This is a genomic window from Stappia sp. BW2, assembly GCF_008107695.1.
Lineage (GTDB): Bacteria > Pseudomonadota > Alphaproteobacteria > Rhizobiales > Stappiaceae > Roseibium.
The window spans coordinates 131,481-150,768 of sequence record NZ_VIRG01000093.1 but is presented as its reverse complement, the minus strand read 5'-3'; the positions used below and the strand labels follow the sequence as shown (position 1 = coordinate 150,768).

Below are 19,288 nucleotides of genomic sequence, written 5' to 3'. Positions count from 1 at the left end.
CCGCCTCGTACCGGCATTCAAGGGCAGATGCATTCGGCATATGGGAAGACTACACCGCTGAGATGAACGCCTGAAATCCGCCCAAACGGGGAACAATGCTCGCCGACCAGAATAAGTTGGCAATGCCGTTGACACCTCTCAAAATGAGAATGGCACTGTTTCCGTGGACTGTGCATCTTGGGCGGGTCTCCTCAGCCGACAATGCCTCTATTACGAAACTGTCGAGATCGCACTTTCGGAGCCATTCTTGCGCGGCCGAATTTTCGCGGTGCATATGCACCCACGTGAAGCCCAGATCCGCGCTACGGGAAGACGTGGTCGAGAGTTCGTCCAATTCGCCTTTGCGAGCACTTCCATGACCGTCCATGAAATAAACCGCGATTTCCGGCAGGACTGAACCGAGTTCTACAGCAGGTAAGTCGTCACTCATCACATTTATTGCCGACATGGTTCGTTCGTGAATTGCTCAATTCTAATACGAAACAATGTTCTCAAAGTCCTCCATTGAAATTCAATACGAAAAAGCGGCGCGCTGGAGATGTCGGGACGACTGGAAGCCGAGCATGAGAGGGATGCGCCGTAAAGGACTGGGTTTGAGAACCAACACTATGCCCCGCAACTTTCGTCGCGGGACTTTCTTCAGTGATCGTCAGCGGGCAGTTACCCAGGAAAACCTGCAACACGCCCGGATTAAACTTACGCCTCACGGATCGGCAGGGTGATCTTGATTTCGGTGCCCCGGGAACTCGGCATGATCTCAATCGTCCCGCCATGCCGCACAACGACATCCTGAACGATCGCAAGCCCGAGGCCGCTGCCGGAACCAGGTTCGATCTGGCCGAAACGTCTGAAGGCGACATCCGCCAGGTCCGGGGGCAGCCCTCTTCCATCGTCCATCACCTTGAGCACAGCATTTGACCCGGCCCGTTCGGTTTGAACGGCGATCTCACTGAGGGGGGGGCCACCATGCTGAAGCGCATTGTCGATGAGATTTTTAACGGCTTCGCTCAAGAGGGTTTCGTCAGCTTCGATAACAAGCGCCCCCTGCGCCGCATCGAAACTGAAATCCAGATCCCGGGACAGGATTTCCGGAGCCACCGCCTCGCACGCTTCTTTCACGACGCCGTTGAGGTCGAGTGGGATCAGTTTGGCCGGCCCGTCATAGCGCAATCGTTCAAGGGACAGAAGCTGTTCGGCAAGGCGTGCCGACTTTCGCGCAGCCGTGACAAGCTCGGATTGAAGCTGAACGCGATCCTGCTCCGTCTTAGCTTCGCGCAGCGCTTCTGCCAGGGACAAGAGAGCAGATGCCGGATTGCGAAGCTGGTGTGCCGCGTCAGAGATGAAAGCCTGATGCATCACGATACTCTGCTCGACCTGGCCGAGCAGCCTGTTCAAGGTGGCGACGATGCCGGAGACTTCTTCGGGCACAGGTCGGCGGATGCGACGCAGATCTTCGGGCGACCGCAATGCAATCGCCTCCTGGAGCCCTCTGAGCGGCTTGAGGCCTATTTGAACACCGAACCAGACCACAACCGCCAAGGCGACCATAAGCGCGGAGATAAGCGCCGCCGCGCGCAAGGCCAAAGTGACCGCAAAGGCACGGCGATCGCTTACCCTTTGCCAGATCGTCACGACCGTTTCGCCACTCAGGTTGCCGATGGTCGTTGTCTCCGACATCCGCAAGACCCGCACCTGTTCGCCCCGATAACTGGCCATGTAATAGCTCGGGTCATCGCTGGTCGCCCTCGACACCGAGACAGGCGGGTAGGCATAGCCGGTGACGTAGATGCCGCCCGGACCGGTGACGTGATAGAATATTTCGCCCCCACCGGCATCGGAGATGATGCTGCGGGAGCGTTGCGATATGGCATCGCCCTCTGAAATCGCGACGTCTCGGGCAATTGCCAGACCGGCGGCGAGAAGGGTGCGGTCAAAGAGCTCTTCGGCGGTTCTCTTGGCTGCTTCGAACCGCCAGAGACCAAGAAGGCAGGAAACGCACAGAAGCGGAACCAGAATAAGCAGGAACACCCGCAAACGCAGCGAGAGGGATTTCTTCATGCCGTGTCGATTTCGAGCATGTATCCCAGTCCGCGGGCTGTTTTGATATGGATGCCATACGCCTCAATCCTGCGGCGAAGCCTGGAGATATGCGGTTCGATCGCGCTTTCAGCAATATCTGCGCCTGTGCCGTAGACGTGCGCAAGCAGATGGGATTTTGACACGAGCCGTCCCCGCCGCTCCAGCAGGCATTCCAGTATCGCGATTTCCTTGCGTGGTATGTTCAGCACTTCGGTCTCACAGGACAACTGACGGCTGGTCCGGTCGAAGACCAGCCGGCCCAGTGGCTCCAGCTCCGGGAAGGCAAGGTTTCGGCGACGCGCGACGGCTCGTATACGTGCCTCGAGCTCATCCATATCAAAGGGTTTTGTCAGATAGTCGTCAGCCCCGGCGTCGAGCCCCGCCACCCGTTCCTTGGTTTCGCCATGCGCGGTCAGCAAGATGACGGGTGTCCCGTCTTCGCGCCGCCGCAGGGCACGCAATATCTCAAGACCACCCATTGAAGGCAGATCGATGTCGAGGACGATCAGATCGGCCCCTTCCTGCATCAGAAACGCGTAGGCTTCCTCGCCATCATGCAGCAGGTCGACCGAATGCCCCCGGCTTCGCAGACGGTAGGCAATCCCGTTAGCCAAAGACTGGTTGTCTTCCACGATCGCGATTCGCATGACGACGTATTTGTCACGAGGCGCAAGGTTTTTGCAAGGTTGGCTTGGCAACGTGTTCCGGTTGGAGGAGAGGCCTGTGCCTCATTTACATTATTGAATGAGCGTAGGTCGCACCTGCGACAGAAAAGGTCTTAGGGAGGAACCAATGACCACTATCAAACAATTTGTGACTTCAGTAGCCGTGGCGGCTCTGCTGGCGACGCCTGCAGCCGCAGAAGTGGATTTCAGCGGGAAGACGATTGAATGGGTGATCCCGTTCTCCGAAACCGGTGGTTCCGCGAAATGGGCGAACTTCTTTGCTCCGCTGCTTTCCGAGGCGTTGCCGGGCAATCCTACAGTCGTCGTCAAGTTCATGCCCGGCGCGGGCTCGACCAAGGGCGCGAACTGGTTTCAGGAGCAGAAGTACGACGACGGTACGCTCCTCTTCGGAACATCCGGTTCTACCCAGTTTCCCTATCTGCTCGATGATCCGCGGGTACGCTACGAATATTCCGACTGGGTACCGGTGATGGCATCTGGCACCGGCGGTGTGGCTTATCTCAACCCGGAAGACGGCGCGAAGTTCGATGGCTCCGCCAATGCGCTGCAGGATATCAACTTTATCTACGGTTCGCAGGGCGCGACCCGGCTTGATCTCGTGCCGCTTCTGGCATGGAAGATGCTGGGGATGAATGTTGAGCCCGTGTTCGGGATCAAGGGACGCGGTGACGGCCGACTGATGTTCGAGCGCGGCGAAGCCACAATCGACTATCAAACGTCCTCAAGCTATCTCGGCGCGTCGGCCGACCTGGTGGCCCAGGGCAAGGCCGTACCGATGATGACCTGGGGTGCGATCGACGACAATGGCAATATCGTCCGTGACCCGACCTTCCCCGACATTCCGACCTTCAAGGAAGTCTGTGAAGCGACCGACGGTTGCGAGACCAGCGGCGACGCCTGGGATGCCTGGAAGGCCTTCTTTGTTTCCGGCTTTCCCGTGCAGAAGATTGCCTTCCTGCCGGCAGGGACGCCCGATGATGTAGCTCAGACGTACGCCGATGCATTCGACGCCGTGCGCAAGCGCGACGACTTCCCCACGATCTCGGCGAAGGCAATCGGCAAATATGACATCTTCGTCGGCCCGAACGCCAAGAAAGCGACCGCGGCAGGAACCACGGTCTCGCCGCAGGCGAAGGACTATGTCAAGAACTGGCTTCAGGAGGCCTACGGGGTTTCTCTGAAATAGTTCCTCACCGCAAGGTCGGCTCATCCTTCAGGGTGGGCCGACCTTGATGGTTGAGCGGTGCCGCTTTCGGGACCTGTGCTTTCCAGGGAAAGCACAGGCAAGCCCGGACTTATGGCACGGACCGTGACTGCGATGCGATCCGTCATGGTGAACAGGGATGCTGGCCGGTCCGTCTGGCCCCGATTGTCTCTCAACTTTCATACCCCTTTGCAACTGGCAACGCCTGCCCGATACTTTACGCGCCCTGTGGCTGCAGGCAGATGTCGGGACCCAACCGAAATCCAAAGAGGCTTCTCCAATGGAAATGTTTGCGAGCGCATTGCCGGCATTGTCTGATGCCTGGCACATGATCCTTCAACCGGAAGTTCTCGGATATCTGGTGCTTGGCGTGGTCATGGGCCTTGCTGTCGGCATCTTTCCCGGGCTTGGCGGGATCGCCGGCCTTTCGCTTCTGTTGCCGTTCATGTTCGGAATGGAGCCGCTATACGGCCTTGCATTGATGATCGGCATGGTGGCGGTGGTGCCGACATCCGACACGTTTGCCTCGGTGTTGATGGGAATTCCGGGATCCTCCGCGAGCCAGGCAACTGTTCTGGATGGCTTTCCGCTTGCCCGAAAAGGTCAAGCCGCCCGCGCCCTTTCAGCCGCTTTCACGTCGTCGCTGTTCGGCGGGCTGGTCGGGGCGCTTTTCCTGACGATATTCATCTTGTTTGCGCGTCCCATCGTCCTGGCCTTCGGGCTTCCCGAAATGCTGATGATTACCATTCTCGGCCTGTCGATGGTTGCGGTTCTGGCGGGGCGGGTTGCTCTCAAGGGGCTGGCCGCGGCGGGTCTCGGCATGCTCATCGGTACAATCGGCGAGGCCGATGCCGGTGGCAGTCTTCGCATGGCGACTTATGACATTCCCTATCTCGTTGACGGACTGTCACTGGTGATTGTCGGTCTCGGCATATTCGCGGTGCCCGAGATCGTCTCGTTGCTGCGCCAGGACAGATCGATCGCAAAGGATGCCAGTCTTGGCGCCGGGTGGGCCGAAGGCGTTCGCGATTGGGTGGCCAACAAATGGCTGTCGGTGCGGTGTTCCATCATCGGCGTCATGGTTGGTGTGATCCCGGGTCTTGGCGGGTCTGTCGTGGACTGGATCGCCTATGGCCATGCGGTACAGACCACAAAGGACAAGTCGAATTTCGGCAAGGGCGAGATCCGCGGCGTTATCGGGCCGGAAAGCTCCAACAACGCCAAGGAAGGTGGTGGGCTGGTTCCCACGCTGCTCTTCGGAATACCCGGATCCGGATCTATGGCGATCTTCATCGGCGCCATCGCGCTTCTGGGAAGCGGAGACATCGAGGTCGGCCCGTCGATGCTGCGCGACAATCTCGACATCACCTATTCCATCGTCTGGCTGCTCGCGCTTGCCAATGTTGTCGGTACGCTGTTGTGTATCGCCGCATCCGGTGGCATCGCCAAGCTGACCACCATCCGCTTTACCTATCTTGCGCCTTTCCTCTTCATGCTGATCAGCTTTGCGGCCTTTCAGTCGGGACAGAACTTCGAGGATCTGCTGGCGCTTTTGGGCATCGGCCTGATCGGCATCTTCCTGCGTCGTTTCGATTGGTCGCGTCCTGCGTTCCTGATCGGCTTCGTGCTGTCCAACCCGGTGGAGAAATTCTCCAACCAGGCTTTCCAGATCGCCTCCTTCCGCTTCCGCAACAGCTTCGAAGAAGGAATGACGTATCTGTTCTCGCCGATCGTGATCGTGTTGATTATCGTCACGCTCGTATCGGTCGTCCTGGGGATCCGTCAGGCCAAGAGCATCATGGCTGAAGGCAATGTGCAGGCCGGTTCCAAGCGTGCGCCTCTTGTTTTCCTTCTGGTGATTGCCGCCTACGTGGTGGCGTCCCTGGTCAACGCGCAAATGATTCCCGACTACAACATGACCGACAAGATCGTGCCGCTGGTGATCTGCACCATCACGCTCGGGTGCTGCATCATCCTGCTGGCGCAGATGATGCTCCGGCCAGAAACGGATCCGATCTTTGCCGACAAGGAACGTGCCGGTGAAGACGCCGATGCGCCCTACGGCCTGTGGCCAACGCTTGCATGGTTCGGGTTCCTGATAGCGGCTTCATGGGTCGTGGGCTTCATTCTTGCGCTGACGGCTTTCCTGATTGCGTTTCTGCGGGTTCGCGCCGGGGCTGGTTGGCCCAAGGTTCTGCTCCTGACGGCTTGCGGCGTGGCGCTGATGTGCACGATGGCGGGAGCGCTCAATCGTGACTTCCCCCCGGGGCTGCTACAGAGCGCCGTTGATCTGCCATGGCCACTCAAGTGATCGGAGATAGAAGATGTCACAGACAGCCATTCCTTTCATTTTCATGCGTGGCGGCACTTCGCGCGGCCCCTATTTTCGACGCGAAGATCTTCCCGAAGATCGCGACACCCTGGCGGCGGTGCTGGTCGCGGCCGTAGGCTCCGGCCATCCGCTCAACATCGACGGTATCGGTGGCGGCACCGCGGTGACCACAAAGGTCGCAATGCTCTCTGCCTCCGAGGACGACTGGGCCGACGTCGATTACTTTTTTGCGCAGGTTTCGGTCGAGGACCGGCTGGTCGATTTCAAGCCTACCTGCGGCAACATACTTTCTGGAGTTGGTCCGGCCGCAATCGAGATGGGCCTGATTTCTCCCACCGGCGACGAGACGGAAATCCGCATCCGGGCGGTGAACACCGGTGCGAAAGTGCTCGCGCGCGTCCAGACGCCGGGCGGCAAGCTGACCTATGAAGGCGACGCCGCGATTGCGGGCGTTCCGGGAACGGCCGCGCCGATCGCCCTGAACTTCATGGAGGTGGTCGGCTCGTCGACCGGCTCTTTCCTGCCAACGGGAAACCTGCGTGACGAAATCGACGGTATCGAGGTGACCTGTATGGACGTCGCCATGCCGATCGTCATCGCCCGCGCGTCCGATTTCGGCCTGACCGGCCATGAATCAGCTGCGGAACTCGATGCGAACAAGGATTTCTTCACCCGCATGGAGAAGATCCGCATCGAGGCCGGCACACGCATGGGCATGGGCGATGTGACGAAATCCGTCGCCCCGAAATTCGGCCTGCTGGCGCCGGCCCGGGAGGGCGGCACGATCGCGACGCGTTACTTCATGCCGTGGAATACCCATCCAAGCATGGCGGTCACCGGGTCCCAATGCCTCGCCTCGTGTGCGCTGACGCCCGGCACGGTTGCCGATGGTCTGCTCGAGCGGTCCGGACAAAGCCCGGTCAACGTGACGCTGGAACATCCTTCCGGCCGGATCGAGGTGCTGGTCGAATTTGACGATGCCGACGGTTTCAGCCTCATTTCCGCCGGCCTCCTGCGCACCGCGCGCAAACTGGCCGACGGCAAGATCTATGTTCCAAGTTCGGTCTGGAAAGGACGCTGATCATGGCACTCTTGAATTTGCTGGTGGCATTCAACGGAACCGAAGCCTCCGAGGCCGCGCTTCGCTATGCAGCCTCGCTGGCCAAGCAACGCGGGGCGCATGTAACGGCGCTTCTGGTTCACTCGACCCACGACACTTTCGATACGACCTCACGCTGGATCCCACGCGAGGCCCGCAATCTGCTTGCCAATGCCCAACAGGGCATCGTGTTGGAAATCGTGGAACAATTCGAGCGATTGCGTCCGACCCTGGGTCTTGGAGACAATCTGGTACTCCGGACGCAGAGTGGAAGAGTTGACGTCGTTCTGTCCGACACGGCGCGCAGCTTCGACATCCTGATCGTCGGGAGGCCGATGCGCGGTGATGACGAGCACATCGTCCTGCATCCCGACCGGATCACGCTTCTGGCGGGGCGTCCGGTGATCGTCGTGCCTGAAGGCTATGATGTGGAAGCCCGCCATTCCCATGCCGCGCTTGCCTGGGATGGCAGCCGCGCGGCCGCGCGGGCAATGTCCGACAGTCTGCGCCTGCTTGAGCAACAGGGAAAGGTGAGCGTGCTCACGATCGGTCCGCCCGTGGGATCGCTCGATGATCTGATGGCACATCTGAAACTGCACGATATCGAGACAGTTCATGAGGCCTGGCCAGCCGGCCATTCGCTGGTGGATTGCATCGTTTCCTATTGCAAAAGGCATGACCCCTCGTTGCTGGTCATGGGCGCTTATGAGCATTCCAAGTTCCGTGAGGATTTTCTTGGTGGACATACCGCTCAGATACTGCGCGAGATTTCCATTCCGATCCTGCTGTCCCACTGACATCTGTAGTCCGGCCTGAGCCGGACCGGAATGGACATAGAGAGAGCGATGCGTATCCATATCCTCGACGACTGGTTCAAGACCTTGTCCGGCCTGCCGAGTTTCAGCATGCTGGACGACCACGAGGTGACGGTCTGGACCGATCACGCGAGCGACGAGGCGGTTCTGGCCCAACGGCTGGCAGACGCCGAAGCGCTGATGCTGTTTCGCGAACGCACGACGATCACCCGCAGCCTGCTCGAGCGCCTGCCCGCATTGCGGCTGATAGCGCAGCGCAGCACCTGGCCGCATATAGACGTTCCCGCCTGTAGCGATCACGATGTGCTTGTGTGTTCCGGCAAGGGCGGCGACGCGCCCAACGTCGCGGCGGCCGAACTGACGTTCACCCTCATGCTTGCCGCGCTTCGCGACCTGCCTGGACAAATGGCGTCTGCCAAGGCGGGTCTCTGGCAAAGCGGCGTCGGACGGACGGCGAAGGGGCTGACGATCGGCCTTTATGGCTATGGGCGGATTGCCCGGCTCGTCGCCCAATATGCCCGCGCTTTCGGCATGACAGTTGTCTGGTGGGCTTCTCCGGAAGGTCGGGAGAGGGCGCGTGGCGATGGCGAGATGGTTGCAGCCAGTCGCGCGGCGTTCTTTGCCGAGAGCGATGTCGTCTCGCTTCATCTCCGCCTGACAGCCGAAACGCGAGGCGCCGTCACCGCCAACGATCTGGCGGTGATGAAACCGAGCGCTGTCGTGGTCAATACCGCGCGGGCGGGATTGATCGCGCCCGGCGTGCTGAAGTCCGCCCTTGATGCGGGAAGGCCAGGGCTTGCCGCGGTGGATGTCTTTGATAACGAGCCGCTGTCAGACAGGAACGATCCGCTGCTATCACATCCAAGGCTTATCGCGACGCCTCATATCGGTTTTGTCACCGAGCAGGAAATCGAGACCCAGTTCCGCGAGATTTACGAACAGATCCTCGCCTATGCCGCCGGTACGCCGATCAATATGGTCAATCCGGAGGTGTGGTCCCGACGCTCTTCCGGCCTATGAGCGAAGCGGCCAGCGGCGCACCGACGATCACCAGCACGATGCGGGTCAGATGGTGCGTGACGACGTAGCCGAGATCGGCTCCGGTGACGATTGCCAGCACTGTCATTTCGGCCTGACCGCCGGGCGAGAAGGCGAGAAATGCCTCCGTTGACCGGCCGAGTTCCAGGGTCGTGACGACCAGGGCAACCAGCGCCGCCAGTGCAGCCAGCAGGAACACATAGGCAACGGCGGCGATCACGATCCGGCTCAGTTCCGACCAGGTGATCCCGGTAAAGTGCACACCTATGCCGCAGCCAATGAAGAATTGAGCCGCCAGGATGGCTTCAGCCGGCGGACGAATGTGGATCAGGCCGGCCAGTGAAAGCGCGGCCGTCACAATCATCGGGCCAAGGATCGAGGCACCAAACAGGCCGAGCTTTTCTCCGCCTTTCCAGCCGACAAGGGCTGCTGCCACCATCAGGCCGAGTTCGTGCAGTGGCACGTCCCTGATAGGGGCTCCGATGGGGTTGGTGAGGGCAGCGCCGAAAAAATGCGTCAGGATGAATGGCGCAAGAGTCACCACAAGCAAAACCCGCGTGGCATGGATCAGGGACAGGGCGCGCGGATTGCCGCCGGCCTCCGTGCCGAAGATCACCATGTCCTGAAGGCCGCCGGGCATCGCCGCATAATAGGCGGTCGGTGCGTCGAACCCCCATATTTTTCGGAAAAACGGAACGCCCAGACATCCGATCAGCGCAATATGAACGGGGATGATGGCGAGGGATGCCGCCAGACGCGGCAGCTCTGTGAACAGCTGCGGCGTGATCGAAGCACCGACCGCCACGCCGAGGATCGTGCGTGCCCCGACCGAGACCTGGCCGAAGCCCTTCAACGGCACCCCGACCAGCGCCGCGCAGAGGCACATCAGCATCGGACCGAACAGGAACGGCAACGGCAGACTGAGACCCCAGAAGACACCCACCCCAATCGAAGCGAGAGCGAAGGTAACAGCGCGGCGCGCAAGAGGGTTCGTGAAATCGAAACGCATAAAGGTGGATTGACTCAAGCTGTGTCCATATGTATCCAACTGGATACAAGAATCACGAAGGCAAGTCTAGCCATGAATGACGAAGCAGCAGCAGCACCCGATTCATCGCAGGGAAATGCCGTCTACCGGCAGCTTCTGGATGAGGTCCGAGACGGCCGTCTCAACCCCGGCGACAGATTGCGGGAAACCGAAATCGCCGAGCGGCTCGGGGTGAGCCGCACGCCGGTTCGGGAGGCGATCCGCCTGCTGGAAACCGATGGAATTGTCGCGCATGTGCCGCGCCTGGGCGCGACGATACGCAGCCTCGACTATGCCGAGGTGATGGAGCTCTACGAGATGCGTGCGGTCCTTGAGGGCACGGCGGCGCGCCTTGCCGCACGCGCTGCTTCGGAAATAGAAATCGACGAATTGTTCGACATGAACCGCGAACTGGAGCGGCTGGGTAGCGATCCGGAAGCCTTCGTTCTGAACCGCCAGTTCCACGCCGCCCTTCTGGACGCTGCCAAGAACCGCTTTCTAAGCTGGTCGATGAACAGCCTGCAGAAATCGCTGATGATCCTCGGACCCACGACCCTGACCGAACCCGATCGCGCGGAAAAGGCTGTCGAAGAGCATTTCGGCATTCTGGAAGCGCTGCGCGTCCGCGACGGGAAACTCGCCGAGGCGGCGATGCGGGCGCATATCGAAATGGCTCAGCGCGTGAGGGTCCGGTCATTGCGCGCCCGGAAGTCATACGACGGAGACCTTCTATGACCAAGCAAGTCGACATCGTCGTCGTCGGAGGTGGGAATGCAGCCCTGTGCGCCGCCATGACGGCGGCAGAAGCTGGCGCCAGTGTCCTGATCCTGGAAACGGCACCCAAGGCCTATCGTGGCGGCAACTCCCGGCACACCCGCAATTTTCGCTGCATGCACCAGGGGCCACTCGGGCCGCTGATCGAAAGCTATAGCGAAGACGAATATTTCGCCGATCTGATGAAGGTGACGGGTGGCAAGACCGACGAGAAGCTTGCCCGGCTGGCGATCCGGACTTCGGAGGAATGCCTGCCCTGGATGGAGGAGCGCGGTGTCCGCTTCCAGCCCTCCCTTTCAGGAACGCTTTCGCTCGCAAGGACGAACGCGTTCTTTCTCGGCGGCGGCAAGAGCCTGGTGAACGCCTACTATCGAACCGCCGGAAAACTGGGTGTAGAGGTGGAGTACGAAGCCGCCGTCAGCCATCTTGAACTGGACGACGGCAAGGTCGTCTGGCTCGACTACAAGAAAGGCGATCAGTCGTACCGGATCGCACCCAAGGCAGTCGTTGTCGCGTCCGGCGGCTTTCAGGCCGATACGGACTGGCTGGCCCGGGCCTGGGGACCGGCCGCGAAAAACTTTCTGATCCGCGGCACGCCCTATAATCGAGGCATCGTTCTGGCTGATCTTCTGGACCAGGGCATCGAACAGGTTGGCGATCCGACCCAGTGTCATGCGGTGGCCATTGACGGGCGCGCGCCGAAATATGACGGCGGCATCGTCACCCGTCTCGACTGCGTGCCGTTCTCCATCGTGGTCAACAAGAATGCCGAACGGTTCTACGATGAGGGCGAGGATGTCTGGCCAAAGCGCTACGCCATCTGGGGCCGGCTCGTCGCCGCCCAACCCGATCAGGTCGGCTATGTGATCATCGACGCCAAATCTCTGGAACTGTTCATGCCGTCGGTGTTCCCCCCCATCGAGGCGCCGACAATCGAAGATCTGGCTATCAAGATGGGGCTTCCGCCCGAACGGCTGCGCGAAACCGTCGACGGCTTCAACGCCGCCTGCGGAGATACGTCGAATTTCCATCCGACTGAACTGGACGGGGTCTCCACCAGCGACCTCACGCCGGCCAAGACGAACTGGGCTCGCCCGATAACGCAGCCGCCATTTTACGGCTACAGCCTGCGCACCGGCGTCACCTTCACCTATCTGGGCCTGAAGGTCGACGATCATGCCCAGTGTTCCCTTAACGCCCGGCCCGTCGAAAACCTCTGGGCTGCGGGTGAAACAATGGCCGGATCCATTCTCGGACAAGGCTATCTGGCCGGTTTCGGCATGACGATTGGCACTGTCTTCGGACGGATCGCAGGCAGGGAGGCTTCCACCTATGCAAATGCAGCCTGATTTCATCGGCGAGGCACGTCGCCAGGCCGAAATCTGCAACGCGTGCCGGTATTGCGAGGGATACTGCTCCGTCTTTCCGGCACTGCACAGCCTCAGGACGTTCTCCGAGGGCGATATCACCCAACTGGCGAACCTCTGCCACAATTGCCGTGGCTGCTACTACGCCTGTCAGTATACGGCGCCGCATGAATTCGACCTCAATCTGCCCGGCGCGCTTGCCGAAGTGCGCCAGGAGAGCTGGAAACTGCACGCCTGGCCCAAAGGCTTCGCGCGGCTGTTCGACCGGTCCGGCGTCGCCATGGCTGCGCTCATGACGGTGGCGTTCGCCCTGCTGTTCGTGCTGGCACAGGCTCTTCGACCGACGAGCGGGGAGGGGTTCTATGCCTATATGTCGCATGGCCTGATGGTGGCGATCTTCCTGCCGGCCTTCGTGCTGCCGCTTGGGGTCCTGGCTGTCTCGCTTCGCAATTACTGGCGCACAGTGGGCGGCGGGCACGTGTCGCCCGCAGACCTTTGGGCGGCAATCATCTCCGCCGGCAAGATGCGCAATCTTGCAGGCGGGCACGGAGACGGCTGTAACTTCGAAGATACCGACCGGTTCTCCAACGCCCGCCGTCACGCCCACCAGGCTGTGCTCTATGGCTTTCTTCTGTGCTTCGCAGCAACCTCGACGGCAACGGTGCTGCATTACCTGTTTGGCATGGAAGCGCCGTATGGCTTCTTCAGCCTGCCCAAACTGCTCGGCCTGAGCGGCGGGCTCCTGCTCTGCCTGGGAACCGGCTATATGGCGGCGCTCAAGCTGAAAGCAGACCGTAACCTCGGCGCGGCGTCCGCATGGGGCGGCGAAATGGCATTCGTGGTGCTGCTTTTCGCCGTATCGGCGACCGGTATTGCGCTCTATGCCGCTTCGGGCACGGGGGCAGTGGCTCTGTTGCTGCCGCTTCATCTCGGGACGGTACTGACCTTCTTCCTGCTCACACCCTATTCCAAGATGGCCCACGGTTTCTATCGTATGGCGGCTCTGACGCTCGAGGCACATAGGCGAGGGTCGCTAGTGGTGTGATCCCCCGCAAGCGCGGCCGGTCGGGCGCGGTCGGAAGGTCAGTCCTCGTCCTTGCCGCGCGGCCCGACACGCCGCTCGCTATTGATCAAGTTCCGAAAGGCCGCGCTCGCACTTGAGCGATCCGCAACGCTTTTCCCGGATTTCATCACCTGACGCGGATACGAACGCACTCACAGCCTGACGCCCCCGATCGTAAATCCGCCGTCCACGGTGATCTCCTGGCCGGTCACGAAGGCCGAGTCATCCGAAAGAAGCCAGGCGACAGTACCCGCCACGTCTTCAGGCGTTCCGTTGCGCTTCAGGGCGGCTTGTGAGGCGAGGCGGGCCGCCAGATCTGGGGCGAGTACATCATCGGCCATCGGCGTCAGGATGATGCCGGGGCAGATCGCGTTAACGCGGATGGCGCGGGGGCCTTGCTCGACTGCCAGCGTTCGCATCATCGCGAGCAACGCGCCCTTCGTGGCGGCATAGGCACCTGCGCCAGGCATTACGGCGCTCGCGGTCCACGACGCGTTGATGAGAATGGCCCCGCCCTCCAGAACCGGCAGGCAGTGTTTGATGCTCAGGAACGTGCCGCGAAGGTTTGTCGCGATCAACGGGTCGAAGTCGGAGGCTTCCGTAGCACCGAGCGGTTTGAACGTGCCGAGAACGCCCGCATTGGCAAAGAGGCCATCCACGCGGCCGAAGTGATCAAGCGTGTTCTGGACGGCCGTGGAAACTTTGTCCTCCAGCGAAATATCACAGGCGAACGCCAGCGCCTGACCGCCCGCCGCCGTGATCTCGGATGCCAACTGCTCAAGCAGTTCCGGCCGGCGCCCGAGCAGAGCGAGTTGCGCGCCTTCGGTTGCGAGGCGGAGGGCCGCAGCACGCCCCATGCCCGTTCCCGCGCCCGTGATGATGACTGTTTTTCCCTTGAACCGTGTCTGTGCCATGTGCCTCTCCGCGAGCAATTGATATCGAAGCAGATGGTAATTGATCGATTCATATGTGATAATTGCCGGGTTATTTGAATGATATGAAAGCATAACTATCGAATGGACGTATTCCGATCCATGAAAGCGTTCGTCACGGCCGTGCAGGCAGGTTCGATGAGCGCGGCGGCCGAACAGCTTGGCCTGTCCCCGGCAATGGTTGGGCAGCACGTCGCCGCGCTGGAGGCGCGGTTGGGCACCCGGTTGCTGAATCGCACCACGCGACGTCAAAGCCTGACCGATTTCGGGGCGACCTATTTCGACCAATGCCGGGACATTCTGGAACGAGTTGCCCTGGCCGAGCTCGAAGCCGAGACGTTGCAAACTGCGCCGCGTGGCAAGCTGCGGATCACGGCACCGACGACCTTCGGGGCGGAAAGACTTGTGCCCGCATTGAGGGCCTATCGTGAGATAGCTTCCGAAGTCGAGCTGGACGTGGTCCTGACGGACCGCAACGTTGATCTCGTTGAGGAGGGCTTCGACATTGCCTTCCGTATTGGCACGCCTCCTGACAGCCGCCTCATTGCCCGGCCTCTTGCCCCCTACCGGATGATGATCTGCGCTGCGCCGGATTATCTGGCGCGCAATGGCAAGCCTGAACATCCCGACGATCTTTCAAGCCACGAAACAATCGGCTTCACACCGGCAGCAAGATCATCGTGGCGCTTTTCCAGGGGTGATGATGTCGTGGAGGTCGCACCCTTGCGCCATCTTACCGTCAACAGCGGTCAGGCGGTTCGCATGGCGGCCCGCGCAGGCCTGGGGATTGTCATGCAGCCGGTCATCCTTCTCGCAGCCGACGTCGATGATGGTCAGCTTGTCCAGCTTCTGCCCGACTGGCGACTGGGCGAACGGCCCATGTCACTGCTCTACTATCGAGATCAGCGCATGACGCCGCGAATGCGCAGCTTCATCTCATTTGCGATGACTGAGTTCGGACAAGACCCTGATTGAAGGCATCTCAAACGTCCTGAAGCCCACGAGGTTCACGTCACGATGCCGGCTGTGGCAGCCAGGTGACGGATCACTCGTCATCTGACGTCGGCGGTCGCCGCGACAGCCAAACCACATAGCCGACACCGCCGATCAGCAGCAGTGCCATGGTGTACCAGGTGAGAGCGTATTGCAGGTGGTGATTGCGGAAGTTGATGATGGTCAGACCGCCCCTGGGCAAAGCTTCCGGGGCACCGGTATGGTCGGCGTCGATGAAATAGGGGGCCGTGTCGCTGAGGCCTGTTTTGCGAGAGAAGGCTTCCGTGTCGCGGGAATACCAGCGGTTTTCGTCAGGGGCGTTCTTTTCCAGGAGGGTCCCGCCCGGTTCGGTGATCCGCAGCAGACCCGTGACAGTCACCCCCTCGCGATCGGTGCCATCGTCCCGCTCCGGGCTGCTTCTGTATTCGGAAGGCACGAAGCCCCTGTTGATCCAGATGATCTCGCCGTCGGGGCGCTCAAGCGGCTGCAGCATCCAGAAACCGGCGCCAAGTTCGGTGAGCGCCTTGACGAAGACGGTTTTGCCGCCGAGAAGCCGGCCTTCGGCACTGACGCGCAGATAGGCATGGCTTTGCGCCGTGACGTCAGGCCAGTCGGACCTGCCGGGTGCCGGAACTGCCTCGCCGTACGCGCGTGTCTCCACAGCGTGGATCAGTTCCGTCTTCCATTCCAGGCGCCGAAGCTGCCAGTTGCCGAGCAGCACGAGACAGACGACGATCAGCGCGGAAACGCCAACCAGAACCCAGTTCAAGACGCCGCGTTTTCGCCAGTCCGTCATCTGTTTCGAAAGTCCCGGTCTCCGTCAGGGAAGTGATTTCACCCGTTCGATCTGATCATGGGACGGCATCATGTTTTCGTCGAGATGGAACATGACCCAGATCGATCCCGACAGCACGATGACCACAAGCAATACCGTGAAACTCAGCGACATTGCCAGCCATCCTTCCTCGGCACGCGAATTCATGTGCAGGAAGAAATAGATGTGCACGATCATCTGACCGGCGCCGAGAATGAACACAATCGCAACGGCCAGTAGGCGGCTGTCCAGAACGTCGGTCATGGTCAGCCAGAAGGGGATGATCGTCAGAACGACAGAAAGGCCGAAACCGATCATGTAGCTCCGGAAGGAGCCGTGACCACCATGCGCGCTGCCGTGGTCCTGGCTGTTACCGGAGGAGGTGTTTGAAGACGCGCTCATACGAGAACTCCAGCCAGGTAGACGAAGGAAAAGACGCCGATCCAGATCAGGTCCAGGAAGTGCCAGAACATGGAAAGGCACATCATCCTGCGCTTGTTTTCAGGCGTCAGCCCGCGGATCCTGAGCTGAACCAGCAGCACGACCAGCCAGATGCACCCGACGGTGACATGGAGCCCGTGCGTGCCAACCAGCGTGTAGAAGGACGACAGGAACGCGCTGGCCATAGGCGTGGCACCGATGTGCCAGAGGTGGCTGAACTCGTGGATTTCAAGACCAAGGAACGCCAGGCCGAAAAGGCCGGTGACAACAAGCCAGATCTGCGTGCCCTTCAGATCTCCCTTGTCCATGCGCAGTACGGAAAAGCCGTAGGTGATCGACGAAAACAGGAGCATGAAGGTCGACAGCAGGATCATGTCCAGTTCGAACAGGTCTGCCGGCGACGGGCCGGCCGCGAAGTTGCGGCCGAGCACGGCGTAGGTGGCAAAGAGCGTGCCGAAAATCAGGCAGTCGCTCATCAGGTAGATCCAGAAACCCAGCATCGTGCCGGTTTCGTGGTGGTGTTCGCCTTCGTCGTCGTGTGCGGACTGCCGGACGTAGAATTCCGGCTGCCCCATTGCGGTTTCGGTACTCATTTCGGGGCCACCTCCGCGGCAAGCAGTCTGGTCCGTTCGCCTTCGATCCCGGCAACTTCGTCCGGCTGGACGTAGTATTCACGGTCATAATTGAAGGTATGATCGATGCCGTAGGCGATCGCGACCACGAAGGTCATCGCCGCCAGCCACCAGATGTGCCAGATGAGGGCGAAACCCAGCACCGTGATGATGCCTGAGAGGATGATCCCCGTGCTGGTGTATCTGGGCATGTGGATCGGCTCGAAGTTATCCAGCGGCCGTTCGTACCCTGCCTGTTTCATCTGCCACCAGGCATCGATCTGATGGACCTTCGGCGTGAAGGCGAAGTTGTAGTAGGGCGGGGGGGAAGACGTCGACCATTCGAGCGTCCGGCCGTTCCAGGGGTCGCCGGTGGTGTCGCGCAATGCCTCGCGGTTGCGGATGCTGACCGCAATCTGGATGAGGAAGGCTGCGATCCCTGCGGCCACGAACAACGCGCCGATCAGGGCAACGACGAAGTAGGCCGAATAGGCAGTGCCCTCAAACTGGCTGAGGCGCCGGGTGACGCCCATGAGGCCGAGCACGTAAAGCGGCATGAAGGCCAGATAGAAGCCGATCAGCCAGCACCAGAAGGAGACCTTGCCCCAGAAAGGAGCGAGGCGGAAGCCGAAGGCCTTGGGAAACCAATAGGTCATTGCGGCGAAGACACCGAAGACCACGCCACCGATGATCACATTGTGGAAGTGGGCGATGAGGAACAGGCTGTTGTGCAGCACGTAGTCCGCCGGCGGAACCGCCAGCATCACGCCCGACATGCCGCCGATGACGAAGGTCAGCATGAAGCCGAGGGTCCAGTACATGGGCAACTCGAACTTGATCCGGCCCTTGTAGATCGTGAACAGCCAGTTGAACATCTTGGCGCCCGTCGGGATCGAGATCACCATGGTGGTGATGCCGAAGAACGAATTCACGCTGGCGCCCGCGCCCATGGTGAAGAAGTGGTGCAGCCAGACGATGTACGACAGGATCGTGATGACCGCCGTCGCGTAGACCATCGAGGTATAGCCGAACAGGCGCTTGCCGCTGAAGGTCGAAACGATTTCCGAGAAGACGCCGAAGATCGGCAGGATGAGGATGTAGACTTCCGGGTGACCCCAGATCCAGATGAGGTTCACATACATCATCGGATTGCCACCAAGGTCGTTGGTGAAGAAATGTGTGCCGAGATAGCGGTCAAGCGTCAGCAGCACCAGGGTGGCGGTCAGAATCGGGAAGGTGGCAACGATCAGGATGTTAGTGCAAAGCGCCGTCCAGCAGAAGACCGGCATCTTCATGTAGGCCATGCCGGGCGCGCGCATCTTGACGATGGTGACGATCAAGTTGATGCCCGACAGCGTCGTGCCGATACCTGCGATCTGCAGGGCCCAGATGTAATAGTCCACGCCGACGCTGGGACTGAACTGGATCCCGGAAAGCGGTGGATAGGCCAGCCAGCCCGCGGTCGAAAACTCGCCGATGAACAGCGACATCATCACGAGGACGGCGCCGGAGGTGGTCAGCCAGAAACTGAAATTGTTCAAGAAGGGGAAGGCGACGTCACGAGCACCGATCTGGAGCGGCATGACAAAGTTCATCAGCCCGGTCACGAAGGGCATGGCCACGAAGAAGATCATGATCATGCCGTGGGCCGTGAAGATCTGGTCGTAGTGATGCGGCTCCAGGTACCCGGCGCCGCCAGTGGCGGTCCAGGCCTGCTGGACGCGCATCAATAGTGCGTCGGCGAAACCGCGTACCAGCATGACCAGCGCCAGCACCATATACATGATGCCGATCTTCTTGTGGTCGATGCTGGTGAACCATTCCTTCCACAGGTAGCCCCAGAGCTTGAAATAGGTCAGAGCGCCCAGAACCGCCACGCCGCCGATGACGACGCCGATGAAAGTTACCAGAACGACCGGTTCGTGAAACGGGAAGATGTCCCAGCCGAGTTTCCCGACGATGGGATCCCAGCGCGAATAATCAACTGCCGCCATTGTGTCCTCAAACTGAAAT

Annotated in this window: 18 protein-coding genes; 9 read left to right on the top strand and 9 right to left on the bottom strand. The window is 60.5% G+C overall.

Going from position 1 to position 19,288, the window contains the following annotated elements; genetic code table 11:
• Nucleotides 1-49: 49 nt before the first annotated feature.
• From FMN63_RS28325 to FMN63_RS28315, 3 genes are all read right to left on the bottom strand, one after another.
• Nucleotides 50-430, bottom strand: a complete 381-nt coding sequence (locus tag FMN63_RS28325; protein ID WP_209001424.1) for a CorA family divalent cation transporter — start codon at nt 428-430, stop codon at nt 50-52.
• A 266-nt stretch (nt 431-696) separates the two neighbouring features.
• Nucleotides 697-2,058, bottom strand: coding sequence for a sensor histidine kinase (locus FMN63_RS28320; RefSeq protein ID WP_148587517.1), 1,362 nt, complete (start codon nt 2,056-2,058; stop codon nt 697-699).
• Nucleotides 2,055-2,726, bottom strand: a complete 672-nt coding sequence (locus tag FMN63_RS28315) for a response regulator transcription factor (protein ID WP_148587516.1) — start codon at nt 2,724-2,726, stop codon at nt 2,055-2,057. The genes FMN63_RS28320 and FMN63_RS28315 overlap by 4 nt, the downstream gene beginning before the upstream one ends.
• Before the next feature lie 145 nt (nt 2,727-2,871).
• On the opposite strand from FMN63_RS28315, the gene FMN63_RS28310 reads away from it, so the two are divergent.
• The 5 genes from FMN63_RS28310 to FMN63_RS28290 all read left to right on the top strand — a co-directional run bounded on the left by FMN63_RS28310 (nt 2,872) and on the right by FMN63_RS28290 (nt 9,235).
• The gene (locus FMN63_RS28310) at nt 2,872-3,951 is read left to right on the top strand and encodes a type 2 periplasmic-binding domain-containing protein (RefSeq protein ID WP_148587515.1); all 1,080 of its coding nucleotides are present in this window, start codon (nt 2,872-2,874) and stop codon (nt 3,949-3,951) included.
• A gap of 298 nt (nt 3,952-4,249) precedes the next feature.
• Nucleotides 4,250-6,280: a tripartite tricarboxylate transporter permease gene (locus FMN63_RS28305; RefSeq protein WP_148587514.1), complete on the top strand. Its 2,031-nt coding sequence runs from the start codon at nt 4,250-4,252 to the stop codon at nt 6,278-6,280.
• Nucleotides 6,281-6,293: 13 nt separating this feature from the next.
• Nucleotides 6,294-7,382, top strand: coding sequence for a 4-oxalomesaconate tautomerase (locus FMN63_RS28300; RefSeq protein ID WP_148587513.1), 1,089 nt, complete (start codon nt 6,294-6,296; stop codon nt 7,380-7,382).
• Nucleotides 7,383-7,384: 2 nt separating this feature from the next.
• On the top strand, nt 7,385-8,197 hold the full coding sequence (locus FMN63_RS28295) for a universal stress protein (RefSeq protein ID WP_148587512.1): 813 nt from the start codon (nt 7,385-7,387) through the stop codon (nt 8,195-8,197).
• A 48-nt stretch (nt 8,198-8,245) separates the two neighbouring features.
• On the top strand, nt 8,246-9,235 hold the full coding sequence (locus FMN63_RS28290) for a D-2-hydroxyacid dehydrogenase family protein (protein WP_148587511.1): 990 nt from the start codon (nt 8,246-8,248) through the stop codon (nt 9,233-9,235).
• Here FMN63_RS28290 and FMN63_RS28285 read toward each other — a convergent pair.
• Nucleotides 9,195-10,280: an AbrB family transcriptional regulator gene (locus FMN63_RS28285; protein ID WP_209001423.1), complete on the bottom strand. Its 1,086-nt coding sequence runs from the start codon at nt 10,278-10,280 to the stop codon at nt 9,195-9,197. The genes FMN63_RS28290 and FMN63_RS28285 overlap by 41 nt on opposite strands.
• Nucleotides 10,281-10,334: 54 nt before the next feature.
• Between FMN63_RS28285 and FMN63_RS28280 the strand changes: the two genes are divergently transcribed.
• The 3 genes from FMN63_RS28280 to tcuB are packed head-to-tail and all read left to right on the top strand — an operon-like array spanning nt 10,335 to nt 13,466.
• Nucleotides 10,335-11,015 carry a GntR family transcriptional regulator gene (locus FMN63_RS28280; protein ID WP_148587510.1) on the top strand — a complete coding sequence of 227 codons (681 nt, stop codon included), beginning with the start codon at nt 10,335-10,337 and terminating at the stop codon, nt 11,013-11,015.
• The gene (tcuA, locus tag FMN63_RS28275; protein ID WP_148587509.1) at nt 11,012-12,403 is read left to right on the top strand and encodes an FAD-dependent tricarballylate dehydrogenase TcuA; all 1,392 of its coding nucleotides are present in this window, start codon (nt 11,012-11,014) and stop codon (nt 12,401-12,403) included. Before FMN63_RS28280 ends, tcuA begins: the two co-directional genes overlap by 4 nt.
• Entirely contained in the window at nt 12,387-13,466 is a 1,080-nt protein-coding gene (tcuB, locus tag FMN63_RS28270; RefSeq protein WP_209001422.1) for a tricarballylate utilization 4Fe-4S protein TcuB, read from the top strand. Before tcuA ends, tcuB begins: the two co-directional genes overlap by 17 nt.
• Before the next feature lie 170 nt (nt 13,467-13,636).
• On the opposite strand, the gene FMN63_RS28265 is transcribed toward tcuB, so the two are convergent.
• Complete coding sequence (locus FMN63_RS28265) at nt 13,637-14,398, bottom strand: SDR family NAD(P)-dependent oxidoreductase (protein WP_148587508.1); 762 nt, start codon at nt 14,396-14,398, stop codon at nt 13,637-13,639.
• A 120-nt stretch (nt 14,399-14,518) separates the two neighbouring features.
• On the opposite strand from FMN63_RS28265, the gene FMN63_RS28260 reads away from it, so the two are divergent.
• Nucleotides 14,519-15,391 carry a LysR family transcriptional regulator gene (locus FMN63_RS28260; protein ID WP_205514382.1) on the top strand — a complete coding sequence of 291 codons (873 nt, stop codon included), beginning with the start codon at nt 14,519-14,521 and terminating at the stop codon, nt 15,389-15,391.
• A 70-nt stretch (nt 15,392-15,461) separates the two neighbouring features.
• Here FMN63_RS28260 and FMN63_RS28255 read toward each other — a convergent pair whose 3' ends face one another.
• Genes FMN63_RS28255 through cyoB form a run of 4 tightly spaced genes read right to left on the bottom strand, consistent with a single transcriptional unit; the run spans nt 15,462 to nt 19,269 of the window.
• Nucleotides 15,462-16,205 (bottom strand): SURF1 family protein, encoded by a 744-nt coding sequence (locus FMN63_RS28255; RefSeq protein ID WP_148587506.1) that lies wholly within the window; start codon nt 16,203-16,205, stop codon nt 15,462-15,464.
• A 24-nt stretch (nt 16,206-16,229) separates the two neighbouring features.
• A complete protein-coding gene (cyoD, locus tag FMN63_RS28250; protein ID WP_148587505.1) occupies nt 16,230-16,625 on the bottom strand; it encodes a cytochrome o ubiquinol oxidase subunit IV in 396 nt (131 codons plus the stop codon).
• Nucleotides 16,622-17,257 carry a cytochrome o ubiquinol oxidase subunit III gene (gene cyoC / locus FMN63_RS28245; RefSeq protein WP_502706280.1) on the bottom strand — a complete coding sequence of 212 codons (636 nt, stop codon included), beginning with the start codon at nt 17,255-17,257 and terminating at the stop codon, nt 16,622-16,624. Before cyoC ends, cyoD begins: the two co-directional genes overlap by 4 nt.
• Nucleotides 17,254-19,269, bottom strand: coding sequence for a cytochrome o ubiquinol oxidase subunit I (cyoB, locus tag FMN63_RS28240; protein ID WP_148587504.1), 2,016 nt, complete (start codon nt 19,267-19,269; stop codon nt 17,254-17,256). The genes cyoC and cyoB overlap by 4 nt, the downstream gene beginning before the upstream one ends.
• Between the last annotated feature and the right edge of the window lie 19 nt (nt 19,270-19,288).

Excerpts from the sequence above, each read along its gene's own strand:
- cyoC (WP_502706280.1), bottom strand. The coding sequence starts at position 17,257 with ATGAGTACCGAAACCGCAATGGGGCAGCCGGAATTCTACGTCCGGCAG.
- FMN63_RS28295 (WP_148587512.1), top strand. The coding sequence starts at position 7,385 with ATGGCACTCTTGAATTTGCTGGTGGCATTCAACGGAACCGAAGCCTCC.
- FMN63_RS28280 (WP_148587510.1), top strand. The coding sequence starts at position 10,335 with ATGAATGACGAAGCAGCAGCAGCACCCGATTCATCGCAGGGAAATGCC.
- FMN63_RS28290 (WP_148587511.1), top strand. The coding sequence starts at position 8,246 with ATGCGTATCCATATCCTCGACGACTGGTTCAAGACCTTGTCCGGCCTG.
- FMN63_RS28305 (WP_148587514.1), top strand. The coding sequence starts at position 4,250 with ATGGAAATGTTTGCGAGCGCATTGCCGGCATTGTCTGATGCCTGGCAC.
- FMN63_RS28310 (WP_148587515.1), top strand. The coding sequence starts at position 2,872 with ATGACCACTATCAAACAATTTGTGACTTCAGTAGCCGTGGCGGCTCTG.
- cyoD (WP_148587505.1), bottom strand. The coding sequence starts at position 16,625 with ATGAGCGCGTCTTCAAACACCTCCTCCGGTAACAGCCAGGACCACGGC.
- FMN63_RS28260 (WP_205514382.1), top strand. The coding sequence starts at position 14,519 with ATGAAAGCGTTCGTCACGGCCGTGCAGGCAGGTTCGATGAGCGCGGCG.
- FMN63_RS28300 (WP_148587513.1), top strand. The coding sequence starts at position 6,294 with ATGTCACAGACAGCCATTCCTTTCATTTTCATGCGTGGCGGCACTTCG.
- tcuB (WP_209001422.1), top strand. The coding sequence starts at position 12,387 with ATGCAAATGCAGCCTGATTTCATCGGCGAGGCACGTCGCCAGGCCGAA.
- FMN63_RS28325 (WP_209001424.1), bottom strand. The coding sequence starts at position 430 with ATGAGTGACGACTTACCTGCTGTAGAACTCGGTTCAGTCCTGCCGGAA.
- FMN63_RS28320 (WP_148587517.1), bottom strand. The coding sequence starts at position 2,058 with ATGAAGAAATCCCTCTCGCTGCGTTTGCGGGTGTTCCTGCTTATTCTG.
- FMN63_RS28265 (WP_148587508.1), bottom strand. The coding sequence starts at position 14,398 with ATGGCACAGACACGGTTCAAGGGAAAAACAGTCATCATCACGGGCGCG.
- FMN63_RS28255 (WP_148587506.1), bottom strand. The coding sequence starts at position 16,205 with ATGACGGACTGGCGAAAACGCGGCGTCTTGAACTGGGTTCTGGTTGGC.
- FMN63_RS28315 (WP_148587516.1), bottom strand. The coding sequence starts at position 2,726 with ATGCGAATCGCGATCGTGGAAGACAACCAGTCTTTGGCTAACGGGATT.
- tcuA (WP_148587509.1), top strand. The coding sequence starts at position 11,012 with ATGACCAAGCAAGTCGACATCGTCGTCGTCGGAGGTGGGAATGCAGCC.
- cyoB (WP_148587504.1), bottom strand. The coding sequence starts at position 19,269 with ATGGCGGCAGTTGATTATTCGCGCTGGGATCCCATCGTCGGGAAACTC.